The sequence below is a fragment of the Gemmatimonadaceae bacterium genome, from assembly GCA_035606695.1.
Lineage (GTDB): Bacteria > Gemmatimonadota > Gemmatimonadetes > Gemmatimonadales > Gemmatimonadaceae > JAQBQB01.
This window is the reverse complement of record DATNEW010000015.1, coordinates 120,134-141,454: the sequence shown is the minus strand read 5'-3', so window position 1 is coordinate 141,454 and position 21,321 is coordinate 120,134. Positions and strand designations below refer to the sequence as shown.

Sequence of the window (21,321 nt, the reverse complement as noted above, 5' to 3'; positions counted from 1 at the left end):
GGAAACAAAAAAGGCCCGGACTGTGCCGGACCCGTGGAATTCACTTTTCTCTAATTTGAGGGGCTGGGGCGCCCCGCATTACTCTGAATAAACATACCCGGTTTCACCCTCAAATACAACGTATGGGCTGTATTACACCCGCGAGGCGTTCTATCGGCGCTGGAAGTCGGACGACCCGATGACGATGGACGCCATCTCCGCGATGTGCTGCACCGTTTGAGGCGGCGATTGAACCGCGAGCAATTCACGGCGTACTTCCGGAGATCCGTCGCCCGCCAGCAGCGCGTCGATGACGCCATCCACCTGCTGTTCGGCACGCATCGCGCTCAGCGGCTGTCGGGGTTTCCACCCCGCGATGCTCACGCCGCGGATCTGATTCGCCGCCACCTGAGCGCCCAGGTTGATGCGGTTCATCAAGGCGCCGGTGTTCATCCACGCCGCGCCCTGGTCGGGCCATCCATCCGGCGTCGGTCTGCCGAAGACCGGCTGGCCAAGTCGCGCGACGAGCTGAACGCTTTGCGGTGTCGTGTCGGGCGCGGCGTTCATCGCGCGCAGAATGCTCGCGACGAGCTCGAACGGCGTCTTCACTTTGGCGCGATAGGCCCCGCGACTATTGAACTCGGGCGAGTGAACGATCGCGCGCATCATCTCGCGGATGTCGCCGTCGGTGTGCAGATACACTTGCGCCACGCGCTCGACGAGTGCCGGCGGTGGACTATCGCTCACGAAGTGCACGACGAGCTTCGTGGCGATGAATCGCGCGGTCGACGGATGGCGTGCCAGAATATCCAACACCTGCTCACCGTCTTCGATGCCGCGGCCGCCCGGTATGCGCACCCCGAGCACGGTTTTCTCGCCCGCGTCATGCCGTGCGGCGTCGAAGCTGAACGTGCCCCCGAACTGGAAATTGTCGATGGTCCATCCGGTGAGACAGCGCGCGACTTCCTGCACGTCGCGCTGCGTGTAGCCGCCGTCGACGCCGAGCGTGTGCAGCTCCATGAGCTCGCGGGCGTAGTTCTCGTTCACGCCGGCACGGCGCCGGTGCAGCGTGCGCACGAGCGCCGTGTCGCCGAACGGCGGATGCGCCGCGCGCCGCTGCTCCGCCCGCCATTCAATCACGGTGGGATGCAGGCTGTCGACGGCGCTCTGATAATTGTCGAGGTAGAACAGCATCGCCGGGCTCGTCGCGACCGCGTGTAACAAATCTCTAAATTTGCCGAGCGCGTGGGTGCGAATCGCGCGGTCGTAGTCGACGAGCGTGAACGGGTTCGGCATCTTGTCCGCGGAGACCGAGAAATGATTCTCCCAGAACACCGTCATCACCTCGAGAAGCTGGCGGTCGCTGATAGTCGCGCGGAGCAGAATGGACGTGGGGAGCTCTCGCGCCGCGGCCGACCGCGTCTGATTCAATCGCACGCCCAACGACGCGCGCTCGGTCGCGTCCTCGACGCTCGCGCGCATGGCCTGCAACTGCGCGACCGCCGACATGGGGGCGGTCGTGTCCGGCGCTCGCATGGATGCGATCTTCGCCTGAGACTGAAGGAAGTTCATGTCGAACTCATTCGCCTGCGGATGATCGGCGATGAGCTCGAACGCCGTCTTGTGTGTGATCTCGAGCGAATTCAGCACGCTGTCGGCGACGGGATCCGGTATCCCCGCCGGATCGAGCTGCCGGTCGATCCACTCATTCAACCCGACGCGTTCGACGGCCGCGACATCGCCGGGGCGAGCACCGAACGTGAGACGGTCGAGCGCCTGGCGGACACGGTCCGACACGGCGAGTGGCGCGTTGGTGAGGAGCGCGTTGCCGGATGACGGCGTTGCACTGGCCGCGCTCGTGCCGATCGCGCGCGGTGCACACGCGGCAAGCGCCGCGAACAGAATGAAAGACGGAAAAGGAAATTGTCGCATATGTTCGCGATGAACCATCAGCGCAACGCCGCCTTGGCGAGCTGCACCCTCAGACCATTACCTCGCGTGAAATACACGGCGGCGGTCCCGAATCCCGCAACGACCGACCCGGCCGGAAGCGTGACGCGGTCGGTGAGCTTGCCGTCGCGCGCGATGACGTCGTACACCGAGCCGATATGGTTCTCGCGCACCCACACGTTGCCCGCCGCATCGGCGCGGGCGAACCCCGTCGTGAATGGCGGAATGAAGTCGGGCAAATCGGAAGGCTGAACGACGGCCTGCTGCAGCACGCCGCCGTACGTCAGGTTCGCGCGTGTCGAGTCGATGATAGCCGCCTTCCGCTCCGGAGACACCGGCGTCCACTGCGCGGGCACCTTCGGTCCGGCGACGACGCGCTTGTCGGGCCCGATCCAGTCGATGTGATAGTCCGCAACACGAACGACCGCCACGGTGCCGTCGTTCAGCACCGTCCAATCGTCGCCTGACGGCATTGGATTGAACGCTGACCGGCCGGAGCCCCGGCCCGGCGCCGGGCGGGAAACCGCCTGGCGATTTCGCACCGCCTTGAGCATGACGAGCGTGTCCATGCGACGCGTCGCGATATCCTCGCGAATGACGGCGACGGAATCCGGTCCGACCATGAGCGTGTCGCCGACGAAATCCTGCGGGAGCAGGCCGAGGTAGAACGGCGAGGGCGCACGCGTCAGAAAATGTCCGGCCTGATCGAACTGGTACGGGTCGGGCGACGCGCTGAACATGGAGAAGCCTACGGGGCGCGGCCGCTGGATGATGCGTGCGATCACGCCCGTCGGTGCGATGACCACGGCGGCGCCGGTCGTTCGATCGATCGTCAGCGATGAATCACCGGGGAACGGCATGAGGCCGATCAATCCAGCGCCGTACGCCTTCGACGTCGCCCCCGTCGTGTCGGCGACGACGCGTGGATGCGCGAGGCTGGCGTCGAGCAGCACGATGCGACGCGCTGCCGGATCATTCACGAGTACGTGGCCGTCGCTGAGCACCCGAATCACGCTGGATCGCGCGAACGAATCCGCCGAGGCGGTGACAATCGCGCCGAGGGGGCGAGGCGGCAGCGTTTGTGCGCGCAGGCCGTGCGCGTTCAGCTCATGCGCGAGGAGGGCGATGCCGAGCGCGAGCGGCATGGGACGACGAATGGGAATTCTCGACGCGGTCACGGCCTCGCTCCATTCTTCCGGGCACTAGAAGCATAGCAAGCCAGGCTCGCGGTCGTCACTGGCACAATGCTAGCGTACTCGCATGGTGTTAATCAATTAGCATCAGCCGGACAATGGTCAAATCACTTTCCGAATTGGGCAGACGCGAACGGCAAATCATGGACATCGTCGTGCGCCGCGGGCGCGCGACCGTTGCCGACGTGTTGGGTGATCTCCCAGACCCCCCGAGCTACTCCTCCGTTCGCGGGATGCTCCGTCTGCTCGAGGAGAAAGGCTACGTCAGCCATGAGTGGGATGGCCCACGCTTTGTCTACCTGCCGGGCGATCCAGCTCGGCTCCGACGAGACGCCGTGCGGCATCTCGTCAAGACATTCTTCAACGACTCCACGGAATCGGCCGTCGTCGCGCTGCTCGGCCCCAATGGAAAGTCGCTCACACGCGAGGAGCTCGACCGACTCGGCGCGTTGATCGAGCAGGCGAAAAAGGCGGGGGACGAATGACCCGCCTTGCATTCGCCGACCTTCTGCTTCGAGACGCCGCGGCGCTTCTGATCATGAAAGCGACGATCATGTTGGCGCTGGCAAGCGGCGCCGCCGCGCCCGTTTCGATACGAGTGCCAAGCCTTCACCTCGAGCCGGCGCACCTCGCCGTAACGGAAGCGTCAAATCAAATTCCGACGACGCTGCTGTTTCGACGAGGCGTCCTCGTCGATCGGCGACTGGGAGCGCAAACTTCGGCGCAACTCCTTTCGTGGATCGCTGCGCCTACTCCGCGCGCAACGCCTCGAGCGGATCCACTCGCGCCGCTCGCCGTGCCGGCAGATAACTCGCCACGACGGCCGTGACGATCAACACCGCAACCGAAACGCTCAACGACGGCACGTCGACGATCCCCACGCCGAACAGTTGCGCGCGAACGAATCGCACAGCCACGAGTCCGATGGGAATGCCGAGCGCCAGGCCGACGATCACAAGCGTCGTCGCTTCGCGCACGACCATTCCTGCAACCAGCTCCGGCTTGGCGCCAAGCGCGAGTCGCACGCCGAACTCATTCGTGCGCTGCGCCGTCGCATACGCCGTCACACCGTAGAGCCCGAGCGCCGCGAGAAGCAGCGTCAACGCGCCGAAGAATGCGGTGACTTGCGTGAGCAGCAGATCGACCGACACCGACTGCCGTACGCGCGCGGTGATCGGCTCGATCTCGAGCTTCAGCGTGCGATCGGCGGCGAGGACGGCGTCGCGCACAGAAGCGACATATCGCGCCGGATCATCAGGGACGCGCGCTTCGAGCTCGAAGCTCTGCGGCTTCGGTGTGGCCTCGTTCATCGCCATATAGAGGCGGCGCACCGGTTTGCCGCGAACGTCGTGCTCCTGCACGTCGGCGACGACGGCGACGATCGTGAACGTGTCGTCGTCCAGCGTCACGGTGCGGCCGATCGGGTCACGTTCGCGAAAGTACGCGGCGGCCATGGTTTGATTGATCGCGCCGACCTTTGCGTCCGTCTCCAGGTCACGCCGCTCGAAGTCGCGACCGCGCAAGATGTGCGCGCCGATCGAGCGAAAATACGACGGGCCTACCTGGTCATAGTCGACTTGTCGCTCGGAATCAGCTTGCGGCACGAAGCCCGGAACGCTCACGTGCCCGCCCGAGCTGCCGCCGAACACGCCCTCCACTGTGTACGTGGCGCTCTCGACACCGTGCACATGCGACACACGCTCAGCAAGATCCTGCCGCAGCGCGGCGAGCCGCGCACCCACGTAATTGCTGCGAAACGTCCCGACGCGCACGGCGAGCAGATGGTCTCGATCGAAGCCGAGATCGGCGTGCATCAACTGCTGCATGCTGCGGACGAGCAGTCCGCTGCCCATGAGCAGGAGCGTCGACAGCGTGATCTGGGCTACGACGAGAAGCTTGGTTACGGGAATGCCACCAGGGCGTGCGGCCCCACCAACGACGCTTCGACCCTGGCCGCGGAGCGCCGGCGCGAGATCGACTCGCGTGGCGCGGAAGGCGGGTGTGAGCCCGAAGAAAATGACGCACACGATCGTCATCGCTCCGGCGAACGCGAGCACCCGTGCGTCAGGCGATACGTCGAGCGCGATCCGTTGCGTGCCACTTCCCGCGAGAGAGATCAGAAGCCGGCTCCCCCATGTTGCGACGAGGATGCCGCATACGGCTGCGAGCGCGGCGAGCATCGCGCTCTCCGTGAGCAGCTGCTGCACCAATCTCGAGCGGCTGGCGCCGAGCGTCATGCGCACCGTCATTTCGCGGCCGCGCGCGGCGGCGCGCGCGAGCATGAGATTGGATACGTTGGCGCAAACGACGAGGATCACGACGCCGACAGCGATCATCAGCACGACGAGCGCGCGGCCGTATTGTTCACGGCGCGAGGAGAACCCGCGCGCCGCCGCCTCGACGCGAATCGGATCGTCCTTGAGATCCTGCTCGAATCGCTTGAGCTCGATGCCGGTGACGTGACCGCGAATCGATTGCGCGGTGAGAGCCGCCAGTTGCGCGCGCGCTTGCGCAAGCGTCACGCCGGGCTTCAGCCGGCCCATCATCTGAAGCCACGACCAGTCGCGATCGGCGACGAGGTTGGTCCGTGGATTCAGCATGGGCTGCATCATCATCGGCAGCCACAGCTCGGTCGTCTCGCCGACGACGTCGCCCGTAAAGCCCGGCGCCGCGATGCCGACAATCTCCATCGGCACGTCATTCACGCGGATGATACGTCCGAGCACCGAGCGGTCGCCGGAGAAGCGCCGCTGCCAGTAGTCGTACCCGATCACGACGTCGGCATCCGAGCGGTGCAGGCGGTCGGCGTCGGGCGCGAAGCTTCGGCCGGCATACGTCGAGACGCCGAGCACCGCGAAGAAATTCGAGGTAACGAGCCTGATTCGGGGATGTTCGACGACGCGTTGGTTGTTCTGATCGAAGTTCACGTCGAAGTCGCTCGTGCGGCCGCTGGCGTACATGTCGGTCAGCACGGTATTGCCGTCGCGCACGTCGGCGTAGACGGGATACGACTGGTAATCCTCCTGCGGCGATCCGTGCCAACCGCCGTTCACCGCCGCCGGATCGCCGATGCTCACGAGCTGCTCGGCATGCGGGACCGGAAGCGTGCGGAGCATCAGCGCGTCGACGAGGGTGAAGATGGCCGTGTTCGCGCCGATGCCAAGTCCGAGGGTGAGGACCACGGCGAGCGTGAAGCCGGGTCGATGACGCAGCGAACGAGCGGCGTATCGGAGATCCTGAATTACTGATTCGATACGCGCCGTCCCGCGGGAGTCGCGGCTCGCTTCTTTCGTCTGCTCGATGCCGCCGAACGCGACGCGGGCGCGGCGAACGGCTTCATCGTGCGGGACGCCGGCGCGTTCGTACGCCGCGGCCTCGCGTTCGACGTGGAAGCGGAGCTCCTCGTCGAGCTCGCGCTCGAGGGCGTCGCGCCGGAACAGCGCGCGGAGGCGGTAGCGGAAATCGCTCCATGCTTCACTCAGCATGCGGTGGTCCTCGCGGCCGGTTCCCTTGCACTTCTACAGGAGAAGTATGAGTAGGCCAATTCTTGTAGAAGCGCAAGGGGAGGCACGCAGCCTGGCCTAGCGCGGCTTCTTGCGCACGACCCGTCTTGGCGGAACGAACAATTGGTCCGCGTCCGCTGCGGGATATGCGCCGGCCGGCGCAGCGACTCCGGGGTTGATGAAAAATTGATCGATCGCCGCGTGGACCTGGGGCTGCAGGAAGTAATGCGCGTGCGAGCACCGCAGCTTGACCATCGGTGCCCCAAAGCCGAGGGCGGATGGGACGGGGACGACAAGATCGTGTTCCTGCCCTTTCATGGCACCGAGCAACACGTTTTCGGCATCGAACCCGAAGCCCGAGGGTTGACCGAAGTCGATGTCGAAGTTCGCGCCCCAGCAATCCACGCGATCACTCGCGTCGAGCAGGCCAAGCATGTCGAGCGCTTGCGAGTCTTCGGCCATCGCTTCGATGCCCGGCGGCAGCTCGGGCGAGTCGAAGAGATAGGAATACGCTTTCGCGAGCGGGCCGACATGCGGAATGGCGCCGGCAAGCTCTTCGCCCGCTGTGCACAGCATATTCAATAGCTTCCCGCCCATCGCGACGAGTGGTGTGCCCAGGTGCGGCGTGCCGAACGTCATCAACCTGACCTCCGCCGCGTACGAGCCGCGCAAACGTGCCTTGGCGCATCGCGCGACGAGACCGCCTCGCGAGTGCGCGACCAGCAGCAGTCGTTCGACATCCAGCTTCGTGCAAATCAGGTTCGCCAGATCATCGCCGTTCGCGATCAACTCCTCGAACGTGTCGTGCTCGAAACGAAAGACCGGCCCAGGTGGGACCGCTGCTGGTCCTGGAATCAAATCGCTGAGGCCTTGCAGGCCGCACGACATCGTACCGTGCACGAACACCATGGCAGACTCGCCTTTGAACGGGCCGATCGCATCCAGGCTTGGACAGACGCGCGACAGCTCCCGGTGCTTCTCGAACATTCGAAGTCGGCGTTCGGACGCCGTCCAATCCTTGAGCGGCGCGGGTTGCGCGCGCGTGAGCCGGCGCAGAATCGTTCCGACGAACAGCCCGGCGCGCGCCCGAATCGTGGTGACGAAACTCGAGCCGCGGCGACGCATTGTATTGCGGCCGTCGAACACTCCGCTCTGTGTGCCGAGGTAGCCGCGCCAGTCGACGCTCGTCTCGAGCCGGTGCTCGGGCGTCGCATAGCGATAACGCATCTGTTCGACGCGCAGTTCACCGTACGGCCCCGGGTCGTACGTCAGCTCGACTTCGGTGTCCGCTGCATCGAGCGCGAGGAGCACCGTCGTGAGCTCATGCCAGGCAACCGTGGTGGGCTTTGCCTGCGCGTCAGCGTCCAACTGGCTCGGAAGAAAATATGCCAATGCCCCGTCGACGGCCTGAATGCGCCCGCCCCCTTCGAACTCGAACGAGCGTGCGGCAAACTCCGCATCGAGCGCCCATGATTCGATCAGGCCGCGGGTTAACAGCGGGTTCGCCGCTTCGGCGTACAGGTGCTGGACGGCGCCAATGAACCGTCCTTTGGTGATTCGATCGGCGGCCGCGGCGACCGCCTGACTGTTAAACCCTTCGGTCAGCTCGTACACCTCGATCGGCTGCCAATTCGTTTCGCGAAACACCCGGGCGGTCCACATGAGCGAGCCTCACGGTAGAGGAGGTGGGGGGTTGCCCAATGTGAGATTGATGATTTCGCGCGGCAAGAAAAAACTGTTGTTACTTGCCGCTAGTACTAGCAACGCACGCGCGAAGCGCACGCGCGAAACGCATCAAGCGCCGGCCCCCCAGGCACTTCCCTTCACACGCGCAATCAGCGTTGGCGTGAAGGAGGCTGATGCCCTTTCGTCGTCACGACGATCGCGCCGTTCGCCGCGGCCGCATCCCGCGTGAGACGCATCGCCGCCGCCGGCGCAAGCCGCTTCACCGCCACGACGGTATCGCCTGTCAGTGCCATCATATCCTTGAACCCGCGCACGACGCCGTCGATGAGAATTACCGGCTTGCGCGTGAGTGCTGCCCACGACTCGGCCGTCACGGCCCAGCCTCCACCCGGCAGGTCGCCCAGATGTTCGATGTCCGGCTGCGGGAGCGGCGTCACCGATGGAGACGATGAGAGCGGCGTCTTCTCGAGCGTCACGTGATGCCCGAAATCCGCTGGGCCGCCGCGGCCCGGACGCAACGTCAGCACGTGAACCGAGAGACCATTCGGCGGAAGCATCCCGGGCGTTAGATAAAACTCATCATCGCGTTGGAATGCGTGCGGATCCGCGCCGAGGTACGGATCGTACGGTGACACTCCCGGCACCGTGTCGTACGCGAACTCGCGCGGCAACATCGTTCTCGATCCGAGCACGGATCGCGTCGGATTCTGGCTCTTGAACATCGTATCCTGATCCGCCTGAAACCTCGCTCGCTCGGCCACGATCTGCGCCGACGCGCCGGCCGGCGCGCCGACGCCATAACCGAACGGCGGAAAATCATACAGAACGGCCGCCGCATCACTCGTATCGGCTCCGATCTCTGCACGCAGGCGCGCCGCCGCTCCCACGATTCGCCCATTAGCGTTCACGAATAACGTGACGAAGGCACGCGATGTGTCACCGCTGAGAATGTTCGGGTAGTACCGCGCCAGCTGCGCCCGCACCCAGGCGACGCCCGCATCGTCCACCGAATCGATGCGGGAGAACCGCGGATAATACTCTTGCGCCGCAACGCTTGGCGTGGCAAGCGACGCCGGCTCGGGTGCCGCATCGGGTGCCGCATCGGGTGCCGCATCGGGCGCCGCATCGGGCGCGACGCCGCGCGGCACCCGGGCCGAGCAGGCGACCGCGACGCACAGGGCGGCCGCCGCGACGAAGGCGAGCCCAGCGAACACACGGCGCGGCGCGCGCGCGGCGGTCATCGCGAGAATGCGCCGCTCGAGCAGCGAACGACGTCCGGAGAACGCGCGCGCCAGCATGGTCGCGTTCATCATGCGCTCACCGGCGTCGACGAGAAGCGTCGCGTACCTGCGCGCGTCGCCGCTTCGCGCAAGCACACGCGCATCGCAATCCACTTCCACGGCGAGCCGCAAGCGAGCGAGCTGCCACCAAAGCGACACGTTCCATGGACACAGCGCGGCGACACATCCGCACGCGCCAAGCAGCAGCGTATCTCGCGCACGGCGGTGCTCCGCCTCGTGGCGCAGCAGGAGAGCCAGCGATGCATCGTCCAGGGAGAACACCCATTCGGGCAACACGATCTCGGGTCGAAACACTCCGACGAGCGCCGGACCGAAGTCCGATGCGACGAGCACCGGCGTATCGAGCACGAGTCGCGCCGGCCAACTCCGGCGGCGACGAGAGAACCGCAACGTCGAGCGCGCTCCGACGGCGAGGATCACGAGGACGCAGGCGAGCCACGCCGCGAGCAGCGCGCGATCGAGCCGCGGAGTCGGGGGCACGGCGACCACGGGCATGGTAAACCCCCGCCGCGCCGTCGAGACACCGGCCTCGCGCGCCGCCGGCACGATGCCCCCACCGACTGACCGCGAAGCGTCGAGCGAAAGCGTGGAACCGCGTGCGATGATCGAGACCGGCGCGCCGCGGAGTGACGGAGCGATCGAATCCGTCGCGGCCGGCGCTGCCGCGCGCACCGCAAGCACGACCGGCAGGACGATCGTCGCTACCATGGAAACCGCCCACGGCATTCGCCCTGGAAACCACGACAGGCGAAGCGCACGCGCCGCGCGCTCGACGCCGAGGGCGGCGAGACCGAACATCGGGCCGAGCAGCGAGGCGTATACCATCCACGCAGCCATCACTTGTCCTCCTCGCGCAGGCGTTCGTCGATGAGTCTGCGGACTTTCCGCAGATCGGCACGCGAGAGCGTGCGATCCGAGACGAGATTGGCGATGACCAGTTCCGCCGAGCCGCCGAAGAGCGACCCGACGAGCGTGGCCAGTGCGCCCCGCTGCACGGCTTCACGCTTGATGCGCGGGTGAAAGCGATAGGCTCGCCCCTCGGGCACGGCACGCAGGTAGCCTTTCGCGACCATCGTGCGCATGAGCGAGAGGACCGTGGTGTACGCGAGGTCGTCGGGCAGCCGGTCGCGCACCTCGGCGACAGTGCCGTCTCCGAGCTCCCAGAGCACGGCGACGATCTCGAGCTCGCGAGGTGTGAGCGGGTATGTCAGGTGGTGCCCTCGTGTTGGCTACTAGTGCACTAGTAGCCACGAATCTGGCAGCGCCACGGACAATTGTCAACTAGTCGACTAGTAGCCCGCGGAAGGCGGCGTCGCCCGGTAGACCGCTCTGACCAATGATCAGCGTTTCGGCGTGATGAGCGTCATGCCGGATTGGTGCGGCCAGTCGAACGTCATGAGTCGCGCGTTGGTCGCGTCCAACCCCTTCTTCTCGAGCGCCGCGTGCATCGCGGCCACCACACTCGCCTTCACCGTCAGAGGCAATGACAACACGTACCAGGTGACGTTCGGGTCGCAGTTCGGACTGGTGGTCGTTCCAATGTAGGAGTAGAACGGCATCGTCGAAAAGAATGCGAGGATGCCCGGCATCGGGATCGCGATGGTCTTACGCGTGTCGATCAGATCGATCCCGTCGACAACGGCGGCGAAGAAACCGCTGTCGGCGCGCATTCCCGAATCCGCGGACACGAACTGCACGGCGAATATCGCGTACTGCCCGCGCGCATCCTTCGTTTTTATGTGCAGCTCGAACGTCGCGGACGCGGGCGCGTGTCCCGATGCGTTCGGCAGCTGATGCTCCACTGGAAAATGAAAGTGGAAGGACTCGAGGGCGTATCGCGCGGCGCCGACGCGCATCCAGCCGGCGGCGGCCTGCGTGAACGCGAAATCCGCCGTGTGGGCGTGCACACCGACGGATGTCCGCGGCGCGCCACTGAAGAACGCCACCGAGTCGGATCGCGATGTGGGATGCGTGCCGACGAACGTCACCGGCGATTGCAATCCCGCCGAGCACGAGGCAGGCCAGCCGGACTGGTACGTGAATTCGCCGGGAGATTTGGACTGCGCGGACGCCGCGTCGACGCGAATGACCGCGGCCAGTGCGAAAACGCACGCGGCGTGCGCGCGAAAACGAAGACGTCTTGGGTATGTCGACATGGTCCGCTCACGCTGCGCCGAACCATTGGACGGCTCAAGTTGGCCCTTGGCACCATCGCGCCGGCGGGGCGCGTCGCCGGCACCGCGCATGGACGGCGCATGGACGGCGCAGCTCTTGCCGCGAGTATTCTCGGACCTAACTACGGACGGCACTCGTGCTGCAAGACTCTCCGATGTACGCGTACATCCCCGCGAAGGACATGGCGCGCGCCCGAGCCTTCTACGAGCAAACGATCGGGTTCAAACCGGCAGGCGAGGTCGCATCGGGCGTGACGTACGCGTTCGCGAACGGGACGCGATGCTTCTTGTACCCGACACCGAACGCGGGGACGTCGAAGGCGAGTCAGGCGTTCTGGCAGGTGGCCGACATCGAGAAGGAAGTGGCGGAGCTCAAGCGGCGAGGCGTCACGTTCGAGGAGTATGACATGCCGGGAATGAAAACCGTAAACGGCATCGCGACGGCGGGCGGCGCGAAGGCGGCATGGTTCAAGGATTCTGAAGGGAACATCATGGCGGTGGTGCAGAACCTGTGAATGGCGGCGATTAGCGAACGCTCATCCCGCGAGCAGCGCGTCCACCTCGTTCCCGACGTCCGTGCTCGTCCAATAGCGCGTATGCGTACCGTCGCCCAGACAGCGTTCTCGCCGCCCCTGCCCTTCGGCGGCGGCGCTTGCCGATTCGTACTCCCACGCCTTGTCGTTCGGCTGGCGCCACAGCGTCCGGCCGACATAATCGCCGGTCGTGTACAGGTTCACCCACCGCCGTACGCGAAGCCAGATCGGCGAAGGGCTGTGCTGCGAGAGATCACGGTCTTCCCCCGCGCCCTCGCGGGGCGGCACGAGGGCGAAGTCGGCGCCGAGGTACTCGGTCGCCGCTCTATCCTCCGACGCCGGCTCGTTGAAATCGGTGCGATCGATCCAACGATACAGATACGGAAAGTTGGCCGCGTAGAGCTGGCGAAGCGGACATCCCATCGTCAACAGACGCAGGTCGACCTGCGTCAGATCGGGATCGGCAATGCGCGTCACGGTGAGGAAGCGCAGCAAATCGGCGGAGATGATCGTGCCCTGGCTGTGCGAGACGATGACGACGCGGTCGAACGATCGACGCCCGTCGTCATCCGTTCTCGTGACGATGCTTCGAAGCAGCGACGTGTAGCGCTCCGCCATGCGGGCGCGTGGCGTTCGCGTCGACGGCGACTCGCGAAGGTAGTTGTCGACGTCCAGAATGATGCCCAGCGCGGGACCGGCATGCGTGGCGAGTGCTTGCAGTCGGAGCCGCCCCGCGCCAAATGTCGCCGCGCTCGCGAGCAGCACGCCGGCGGCCCATCGCAGGATCGGCGTGCCCGTTGCGCTGTTGACGTATGGCAATGCGTGGCCCGTCGCCGACGTCACGACGCTCGCGACGATTCCGATGAGCAGGGCGACGCAGAGGCCCCCGACGAGCACCAGGCCCGCACGGCGCAGCCATACGAAGCCGTCGCTCATCCATAAACCGAGCGTGCCGGCGTAACGCGATGGCGACGAAGGCGTGTGCACGCTCGTCACCGCGACCAGCGCGACGAACCACGAGATCATGATCATCGCGATCGCCGCCGCCGCGAGCGCGAGCAGGAAGCCCGACGTTCCTCCCTGCGCGATCAACGCGTCGAAGAAGCTTCTCGCGCAGCCCGATACGTCGAACGGCCACTGAGACGGCCGCGTGTCGCACGTCCAACCCGGCACGATCCGTGACCAGCTGAGCGGGAACGTCTCCGTCGCGGTCACTCTCGGAAACAGATTGACCGTACCGTGGACGCGCCATGCGAGCACCAGAAGCGACTCGTAGCCGACGAGCGCGGTGAGAATGAAGCCGAAGATCGAGACCGTCACGGTCACGACGGACGTCCAGAGGGCGCGCCGCGTACGATCCAACGTCTCGAACGAAGCCTTCCGCGAGCGTGCCGCGAGGCGCCGCATTCGCACCAGCACGATCGTTGCCACCGCCCAGATCAAGAGCCAGACGAGCAATAGAATGGCATAAGAGAACTGAAATCCCAGGAGCACGTCCAGGCGGAGGGTCTCCGCGACACCGAATACGGACGACGGCGGATTGGTCGCGACGCGGACGATGGTCGCGAGCACCGACGCCGCGAGGGCGATGAGGCCCCACGGCAGCGCACCGGGGACGTTGCGATCGTAATGATCGATCACCAGCAGGTACGCCAGAACGACCAAGGCCGTGGCCACTCCCGCCAACGCGTAGGCGCCGACCGACGAGTTCGCGGCGGTGAACAAGTTGACCGCGATCCCGCCCGCGATGAGCACGAACATCGCGCGAACCAAGCGCGACGCCGGGTGCGCGCCGCGGCCGCGAAAGTACGCGTGACCGCCAAGCGCGATGAGCATCGCGACCACGAAGATCACGGTGGCGATGACGAGTTGCGCCGACTCGGCGACCGCCGCAGGCACCATGAGCACCAGGTGTCCCACGAGCAGCAGCGTCGCGATGGGTACGCCGATCGTGAAGAGGCGAACGACCCATGCCTGGGCGTCCGCGGCGCGGCGCCACGCAATGGCGTCGGGCGATCTCTCGTCGGCGGCACACGCCGCTTGTGCCGGCACGTCGAGCGATTTCCGGCCGAGATGCGCGATGTGGAAGACGAGCTGGTAGAGTGCGCCGAGGATCGACAGCATGCCGGTGCCGACACGCGACAAATCCCCCCAATACATCTCGAACACGTGGACGTGCGCCGTCGCGCCGGTCCTGGTGTCGACGCGCTGCGCCGTCAGCTCGATCGTCTCGTACGGCGCGCCCGCACCGCTCGATGGCTCGTCGCTCGTGTAGCCGGCCAGCTGATCCCGCATGAACGAGATGTCGGGCATGTCGCGCGCGAACGGATCGCCGGCCGCGAACGTGGTCCGGTCGAGCCGCCGGGGATGGAGGTGTCCGACCCGCTCGGTTCGCGCGGCTGTCGAATGCTCGTGGACGGTGGCGGCGGCACGGATGTCCTCCGGCAGCTCGACCGGCTTTGTCGGCACCATCAGGCCGTGCTCGACGAAGGCGGAGTATCGCCCAGTCGAATCGGCGTCGTTCGCGGCGAGGAGCTTCGCCACGGCGCGAGCGGTCTCGGATGGCGGTGGGCTGCCGACTCCGTGCACTGCGATGACGGCGACTCGAGTAGGTGGTGCCATGACCATCCGCGGGTTGAAGTACACGGCGCGCCGAAGCTACGCCGCCAATCAGCCGGGTGCAATAATCGGAAGTGCCGGTAAGATGAGACACGTCTAATGATCCGAGGCTATGCACACTTTGCCGTGACGACGTCGCACTCTCGCTCACTGCGTCGGCCGAGCCCAGTCGATAAGAGCCGAGACAAACGCACCGAGCAGCGCACCGCCGGCCGCGGCAGCGAGCGTGGCGCCCTTGCCTTTCGACCAGAACACAGCAGCACCGCCGGCTGCACCGATTGCGGCCGGAACACCGAATCGGGCCGTCCGATGGCCCACGTCGACGCCGCTCGTCGGAACCGTGGCAGCGTCGCTCGCGCCCACGCCGATCCTGAACGCGTTGCAGGAAGCCGGCGCATCGGCTCCGAGCGCGCCGCACCAGCTCTCTCCTATCGCGGTAATCACGAGTGGATTCTCGAGGTATCCGGCGATCGTGTGGTGCCATGCCTCGTTCACGTTCACGCGGCGATCGACGGGCATCGCCCTCGCGGAACCGCCGGGCGCGTACAGGGCGCTATCGAACAGGAACAGCGACCAGGCGAGCGGATCGCGTTCATCGCGGAGATTCACCCACGAGTCGACAGGCGGATACGGATAGGGTGGCGTCGAATCATCCGAGAGCCGATTCGCGATGGACTTCGCCGCCAACTGCGATCCAACCGTGATGAATCGCAGTACCCGGGCGTGCGCGCCGGCACGAGCGGTGTCGTCGCGCAGCAGATACCGGTAGGTGACCAACGTGCCCATGCTATGCGCGACGATGATCAACGGACGGCCGTCGGTTCGCGCAAAGCCGTTTCGCATCACGTGCTCGACCGAGCAGTATTCGGTGCGAAATAGGAGATACGTCCACGTGTCAGTCGCGCCGGTGTGCAGCGCCGCCCATTGAATCCACTCCTCCGGCAGCCGGTTTGTTGACGCCCTGGTCGCATCGAACACGACATCCTCCAGCGACCGCTTCGGAAACAGAGGGGGCCGCGCCGTCTCGTAGGACGTCTGAATTTCCGACCGGCTCGGGACGCCGATGTCGTACGACGTCGGCTGGCCGGGAGCCACGCAAGCCGGGTCCAGCTGCGGCCGCGCCTCGAACGCGTGCTGATTGAAAACGAACCCCACGTCGTTCGGCCCAATGAGATCGGCGGCATTCGCGTTCTTCAATCCCACTTTCAACGCGCCAAGCCATTCGTTCATGATGGCCGTATCGGCGCGGTTCTCCTGGCCGCGACCATGAACAAAGAGAACGTACGGCCGAGTCGCGGCCGTGGACTGCTGCGCATCGGCGTCCCTCGGCGGCACCGCGCCGGCCAAGAGCGCAATCATAAGGGCGGCGAAGGTGCCGAGGAGGCAGCGAGCGGGCATTGTGAAGAATCCTCATTAACAAAAGTGTATGATTGGATCGCGGCGGTATGGATACTCTGTGACGTGCGATGACGCAGCCAGGACGATTGACCCTTGGTACGGTTCCGTGGCGACGCCGAGATCAGCGCGACGCGGCGGAGCACCTCGGTGCGCGTCTCTCCCATTGACTTTCTATGGGAGCGTCGATTAATGTCTTCCCCATAGGGTTTCTATGGGTCTATGATCGAGGATGCCAGATGCAACGCTCCATCGCACGACCGAGCACCACACTCACCGGCGCAATCATCGTTGCCGTATCCGGCGCGGCCACCGGTACCGGCGCGCTCGGCGGCCAAACCCCTTCGCCGGTTGCGCCGTGTGAAAGTCTGCTCGTCTCCCAGCAAGCCGCGCATGCGAATCGCATTCGCCCGTACCAGCTGCACCTTGCCGCACGAAATGGCGCCCAGCTCACGTATCTCGGGGTTCGCCACACGTTCGATCCGGCCGACACGCAGTTCGTCAGCATGCAACGCGAATTCGCCGCGCTCAAACCAACGGTCGTCTTCTTTGAGGGCGCCCCGTCGAGCCGCGTGGACACGTCGGCGACCGACGCGATTCGCGACGATGAGGAACCCGGCCTGGCACGGTACCTCGCCCGAGCCGCGGGCATTCCGGCCCGTTCGCTCGAGCCGTCGCGCGAGGCGGAAGTCGCGAGTCTGCTCCAGAATTTTTCCGCAGACGATCTGGTGATGTTCTATACGCTGCGACCCATGGAAGAGCTTCGCGATCGCCAGGGCGTTCGCCCGCCTCGGCTGGATACCCTGTTCGCGTATCAGCTCGCGGCCGTGCACAAGACTCGGGGCTTGGAGAACGCGTTGGCGGACACCAGCGCATTTCTGTCCGCCTTCGCTCGGAAGTATTCGGGATTTGACCCGCTCGCGCTTCCGGCCGATTGGTTCAACCCGGCATTGTCGTCGGGCGATGCACCGAAGCGCTTGTTCAACGCGATCAACTATGCGAGCTCGATGTTCCGAGACGTGTACATGTATCGCCAGCTCGCGTCGGCGATGCTCGAACCCGGCGCGAGAGTCTTTGCCGAGGTTGGCCGCGATCACATTCCGGCACAGGCGGCGGCCCTGCGCTGCTCCGCCGATGCGCCTCATTGAGCGCGAAGGCCCCTGACTGACGGCCCACCACGTTGTATATTGCCAGTTCTCATATTACGTGGTGGACTCCTGAGTCAACGCATCGCATCGGCGATCGCAGTCGCGGGGTCGTTCTTCATCGTGGCGTCGTGCGCGAGCGCACCTCGGAACGAGGTCCTCGACAAGTACCCCGCCGGGATCGTCGGCCGAACGAGCGTGTTCTACTACGACGTTCACGGCCGGACGCTCGCCGAGCTGCGCGCGGACATGCGTCGCGCCGGCCCCAAGGTGGCCGACAGCAGCTTCGTGGGAGAAACGCAATCGCCGATGCGCTGGAGCTGGCGCCTCGAGTCGACTGGCCCGGCGGGCTGCACGATTCGCGACGTAACGGTATCCGTGAACGCGCAGATCACGCTGCCGCGGTGGACTCCGCCGGCGGACACCGAGCCGGGTCTCGTCGCCGAATGGACGCGGTTCATCGCGGCGCTCGAGACGCACGAGGCGGGTCACAAGGATATTTCCGCTAAAGCGGGTCGCGAAATTGTCGACCGGCTCCGCGGTCTGTCCGGTCTCTGTTCGCAGATCAGCACGCGCGCGAACGATATCGCGAGGCAGATCGTCGATCGATCCGCCGCCGATCAGAAGGCGTACGATGCGGCGACTCGACACGGTATCACGCAAGGCACGTCGTTCGGTTCACGTCGAGCCGGTATCACCACGTTGAGCGCGACGGCCCCGCTCACGTTGTTGGCAGTGCCGCGCCCGGGGACTATTCGTGGTCTCGTTCCCGCGACGTTGGATCGTGCATGGCACGCGATGCCGGCGGTCTACACGGCGGTCGATCTCGCCATCGATGCAACGGACAGCGCGGCGCATGCCGTCGGCGACTCACTGACCGTGCGCGGAACGATCGGCGGGTTCGCGCTCAGCGACGTCGCCGACTGCGGTGCATCATCGGCCGGTCGTCTCGCGGATTCGGTCGACATTGCGGTGTTCGTGACGTCGCGGCTTGAGTCGACCCAATCATCAAACACCGCGCACAACGTGAACGTCGTAATGACGAACACGGTGCAGGCAGTCGCGCACCCGGCGAGTGCGGCGCCGGTGCTCTGCCGCTCGTTGGGGATAATCGAGAGACGCTTGCTCGAAGCGCTCCGTCGAGAGTTGGCGCGGCAGGAGGAATGAGCCCCATGCTCGTCATTCGCGACGCACAATTCGTCGAGCTCGCCAGGCAGAACGTTCGCGTCTTTGAGGAACGGCTCATCGCGCATCTGCGGGAGTTCTTTCCAGCTCAGACGCACGACCGCCACGATGCGGCGCTTCGCGCGATCGTTGCGTTCGGCATCGTCCGCGCGCGTAGGCACGGACTCGAAGCCGAGTCCGACCTCTGCAAGTATCTCAATCTGATGTTCGTGTTCGGCGCCGAGTTCGACGTCGACACGCGCTTTTCATGGGCTCGTCGCTCGCTCGACAACACGGCGATCGGACCGACGCTCAAGATCAACCGGCTATACTTCGACGCGCTCGATCACGAGCAGGAAGGGCTGGGACTCACGTCGGCGACGGATCGAGGTGGCTCATGACCGCGCCCGACGGTGAACGCGCGCCGAGCGCGCTTCAGGAGAGCGGCGATGCCGCCGACGCCAACTTTTCTTCGGAATCTCCAGACCACCCGGTCTTGCCGTGCGAGAAGAAGACATGGGTGGATGTGGCGCTCGTCGATGTCGACGGCAATCCGATAGCCAACGAGCCGTTCAAGCTCACGCTGCCCGACGGCACCGTGATCACCGGCACCACCGACGAGAATGGAATGACCGGCATGGATCAGATCATCGGCGTCGAAGGACAAATCGAGTTCACGAACCTGCCCGAGGGCGCGGGCGAGATCGTGCAATGACGCCCGCCTGAGCGATGCCGTACACCGTTCGCGCCCAGAATGGCGATACGCTGTGCAGCGTAGCGATTCGCCACGGATTCTCGAATTGCGGAACGCTCCGGACCACGGCGGCGAATAACGCGCTGCTCGATCGTCCGCTGACGAACGCGGACGACGTCACGATTCCGTCGTTCCGCGGCAGTTGGGTGTATACCAAGCTGGCAACGGGGCGACGGTGGACGGTTCGCTGGGCGTGGCCGCGCGTCGTGCCGCAAGCAGCAACCATTCGGATCGTGCGAAAGGCGGGAGTCGCACCGACGGCGGTCGCCGTCGTCAACGACATGGGAATCAGCCGATTCGTGCCGCGTTCGACGAACGAAGCCGGTGCGGACAACTGGGTCGATCACACCAACTACAACTACAGCGGGCCGTCCAACGCGGACCCGAACACCTTCAGCCTCGAGATCAACGATCCGAACGTCGCCACGGCGACGGTACGCGCCTATCTGGAGGCGCTGCGGCCGACGTTCGACGGGCACGGCGCCGTGAATGGACACGAACGATTCGCCGCGGGCGCCGTGCGTACGGCTCGGCGCCTGTATCTCACGGCGGGCCAACCGGCACACGCCGCGGCGAATCGCTATTGGTCGCCCGAATTACGGCTCGTGGTCGACAACGTCGATCGCGCACTGCGGCCGCGACAGACGCTGCTGGTGAGCGATCTCTTCGACGCGCAGGGAGCCGGCGAGGAGATTCAGATCCTCGATCAGGACGTCCGCGCCGTGTACGAGCTCGCCGCGTGTCCGAACGCCGAGGGTGAGAAGTGCATCGTGGCCTGGCACTCGGTGCCGCTGCGTCGCGGCCAGAACGTGGAAATCGAAGCGTGGATCGTCCGAGATCAGGCGGATGGAACGGGAAATGACAACGGCGTCGTCACTCGCGCCAACGTGCTCAATCGCGTGCGGCGAAACCTGCGCCGCATGTATGCGCAGGAGGAGTTGTCATTCACCCTCCGTGCCGTCGCCACGATCGACCCGCCCTCTGACATGCTCATGGTCTCGGAGCCGGACGGCGCGAACGCCACCGGGCAGAACCCCGGGAACACCGCGCAGGGCCAAGTGGGATTCACGATCACGATCACGCCGTGGGCTGCGCTCGCGGTTCCCGTGGTGAACGTCGTCGCGCCCATCGCCATCGCCGGCGGCAACACGCCCGCGGTGACGGCGGGGCTCATCGCCGCCGCGATCAACCATCTCCCGAATCTCGTGGCGCGCGTGAGTCAGAACGCACCGGAGTGCGGTCAGCCGCGCGGCAGTGCCGACATCGTCATCACGTGTGCGACCGGACACGCGACGATCTCCAATCTCACCGGGCTGGCGCAACAGGATTCGGCGCAGATCGTGGCGGCCTCGGTCTACAACCCGGCCGTCGTCGACGATGAGCAGCCGCCGGGTCAAATCCGCAAGGGAGGACCGCCAATGCGCCGGCAGCTCTTCAAGTGCCAGCAGACGACACCGACGCAAATCAGCGTCTTCGTCGTGAACGAGCAGCGCGGCGGGCTCACGACCTCTTCCCTCTTCGCGCTCGTCGGCAACGGACGCAACGTGGACGCCGAGGTGCGCAACTGCATGACCATGCAGGCCGCGCGAATGGATGGCACCCTCGAATCAGGCAATTCGGCGGTGATCACGTTCGCGCACGAAGTGGCCCATGCCCTGACAGACGCCGATCACGTGCCGGCGACCGTCGATATCTCGCTCTTGCACGCCGGCCAGAACTATCAGAACATCTGGTGGGACGACAAGCGGATTTCGGGACCCGGCTACGGGAATCAGGACATCGACACGATCTCCGACGCCGGAGCACCCCCGCTCGCGGCCCCGATGCCGCCGGCGAATCACATTCGCCTGGTGCGTGTTCAAACGACGCTGCACGCGCTCATCGCGGCCAATGGGAGCTTGACCTTTACGGCGCGGTGATCGGCA

General features: G+C 65.5%; 16 protein-coding genes. 7 read left to right on the top strand and 9 right to left on the bottom strand.

Going from position 1 to position 21,321, the window contains the following annotated elements; all coding sequences use genetic code 11:
* Positions 1-150: 150 nt before the first annotated feature.
* Positions 151-1,911, bottom strand: coding sequence for a DUF1800 domain-containing protein (locus VN706_05590; GenBank protein ID HXT15080.1), 1,761 nt, complete (start codon positions 1,909-1,911; stop codon positions 151-153).
* 17 nt (positions 1,912-1,928) lie between these two features.
* Positions 1,929-3,107, bottom strand: coding sequence for a hypothetical protein (locus VN706_05585; GenBank protein ID HXT15079.1), 1,179 nt, complete (start codon positions 3,105-3,107; stop codon positions 1,929-1,931).
* A 113-nt stretch (positions 3,108-3,220) separates the two neighbouring features.
* Here VN706_05585 and VN706_05580 point away from each other — a divergent pair, with 113 nt between their 5' ends.
* Positions 3,221-3,607, top strand: a complete 387-nt coding sequence (locus VN706_05580; protein HXT15078.1) for a BlaI/MecI/CopY family transcriptional regulator — start codon at positions 3,221-3,223, stop codon at positions 3,605-3,607.
* Between the two features lie 264 nt (positions 3,608-3,871).
* On the opposite strand, the gene VN706_05575 is transcribed toward VN706_05580, so the two are convergent.
* From VN706_05575 to VN706_05555, 5 genes are all read right to left on the bottom strand, one after another.
* Positions 3,872-6,607, bottom strand: a complete 2,736-nt coding sequence (locus VN706_05575; protein ID HXT15077.1) for an ABC transporter permease — start codon at positions 6,605-6,607, stop codon at positions 3,872-3,874.
* Positions 6,608-6,703: 96 nt separating this feature from the next.
* The gene (locus VN706_05570) at positions 6,704-8,287 is read right to left on the bottom strand and encodes a hypothetical protein (protein HXT15076.1); all 1,584 of its coding nucleotides are present in this window, start codon (positions 8,285-8,287) and stop codon (positions 6,704-6,706) included.
* Between the two features lie 173 nt (positions 8,288-8,460).
* A complete protein-coding gene (locus tag VN706_05565) occupies positions 8,461-10,449 on the bottom strand; it encodes a M56 family metallopeptidase (protein ID HXT15075.1) in 1,989 nt (662 codons plus the stop codon).
* Entirely contained in the window at positions 10,449-10,823 is a 375-nt protein-coding gene (locus VN706_05560) for a BlaI/MecI/CopY family transcriptional regulator (protein HXT15074.1), read from the bottom strand. Before VN706_05560 ends, VN706_05565 begins: the two co-directional genes overlap by 1 nt.
* A gap of 129 nt (positions 10,824-10,952) precedes the next feature.
* Positions 10,953-11,768 (bottom strand): carbonic anhydrase family protein, encoded by an 816-nt coding sequence (locus tag VN706_05555; protein HXT15073.1) that lies wholly within the window; start codon positions 11,766-11,768, stop codon positions 10,953-10,955.
* A 155-nt stretch (positions 11,769-11,923) separates the two neighbouring features.
* On the opposite strand from VN706_05555, the gene VN706_05550 reads away from it, so the two are divergent.
* A complete protein-coding gene (locus tag VN706_05550; protein ID HXT15072.1) occupies positions 11,924-12,301 on the top strand; it encodes a VOC family protein in 378 nt (125 codons plus the stop codon).
* Positions 12,302-12,322: 21 nt separating this feature from the next.
* Here VN706_05550 and VN706_05545 read toward each other — a convergent pair whose 3' ends face one another.
* Positions 12,323-14,863 (bottom strand): hypothetical protein, encoded by a 2,541-nt coding sequence (locus VN706_05545; protein HXT15071.1) that lies wholly within the window; start codon positions 14,861-14,863, stop codon positions 12,323-12,325.
* Between the two features lie 222 nt (positions 14,864-15,085).
* A complete protein-coding gene (locus VN706_05540; GenBank protein ID HXT15070.1) occupies positions 15,086-16,336 on the bottom strand; it encodes a hypothetical protein in 1,251 nt (416 codons plus the stop codon).
* A gap of 236 nt (positions 16,337-16,572) precedes the next feature.
* Between VN706_05540 and VN706_05535 the strand changes: the two genes are divergently transcribed.
* The 5 genes from VN706_05535 to VN706_05515 are packed head-to-tail and all read left to right on the top strand — an operon-like array spanning position 16,573 to position 21,315.
* Positions 16,573-17,481: a hypothetical protein gene (locus VN706_05535; protein ID HXT15069.1), complete on the top strand. Its 909-nt coding sequence runs from the start codon at positions 16,573-16,575 to the stop codon at positions 17,479-17,481.
* Between the two features lie 39 nt (positions 17,482-17,520).
* Positions 17,521-18,645, top strand: a complete 1,125-nt coding sequence (locus VN706_05530; protein HXT15068.1) for a DUF922 domain-containing protein — start codon at positions 17,521-17,523, stop codon at positions 18,643-18,645.
* Positions 18,642-19,043 carry a hypothetical protein gene (locus VN706_05525; GenBank protein ID HXT15067.1) on the top strand — a complete coding sequence of 134 codons (402 nt, stop codon included), beginning with the start codon at positions 18,642-18,644 and terminating at the stop codon, positions 19,041-19,043. Before VN706_05530 ends, VN706_05525 begins: the two co-directional genes overlap by 4 nt.
* Positions 19,040-19,357 carry a hypothetical protein gene (locus tag VN706_05520; GenBank protein HXT15066.1) on the top strand — a complete coding sequence of 106 codons (318 nt, stop codon included), beginning with the start codon at positions 19,040-19,042 and terminating at the stop codon, positions 19,355-19,357. Before VN706_05525 ends, VN706_05520 begins: the two co-directional genes overlap by 4 nt.
* 14 nt (positions 19,358-19,371) lie before the next feature.
* Entirely contained in the window at positions 19,372-21,315 is a 1,944-nt protein-coding gene (locus VN706_05515; GenBank protein ID HXT15065.1) for a hypothetical protein, read from the top strand.
* The last annotated feature ends 6 nt before the right edge of the window (positions 21,316-21,321 follow it).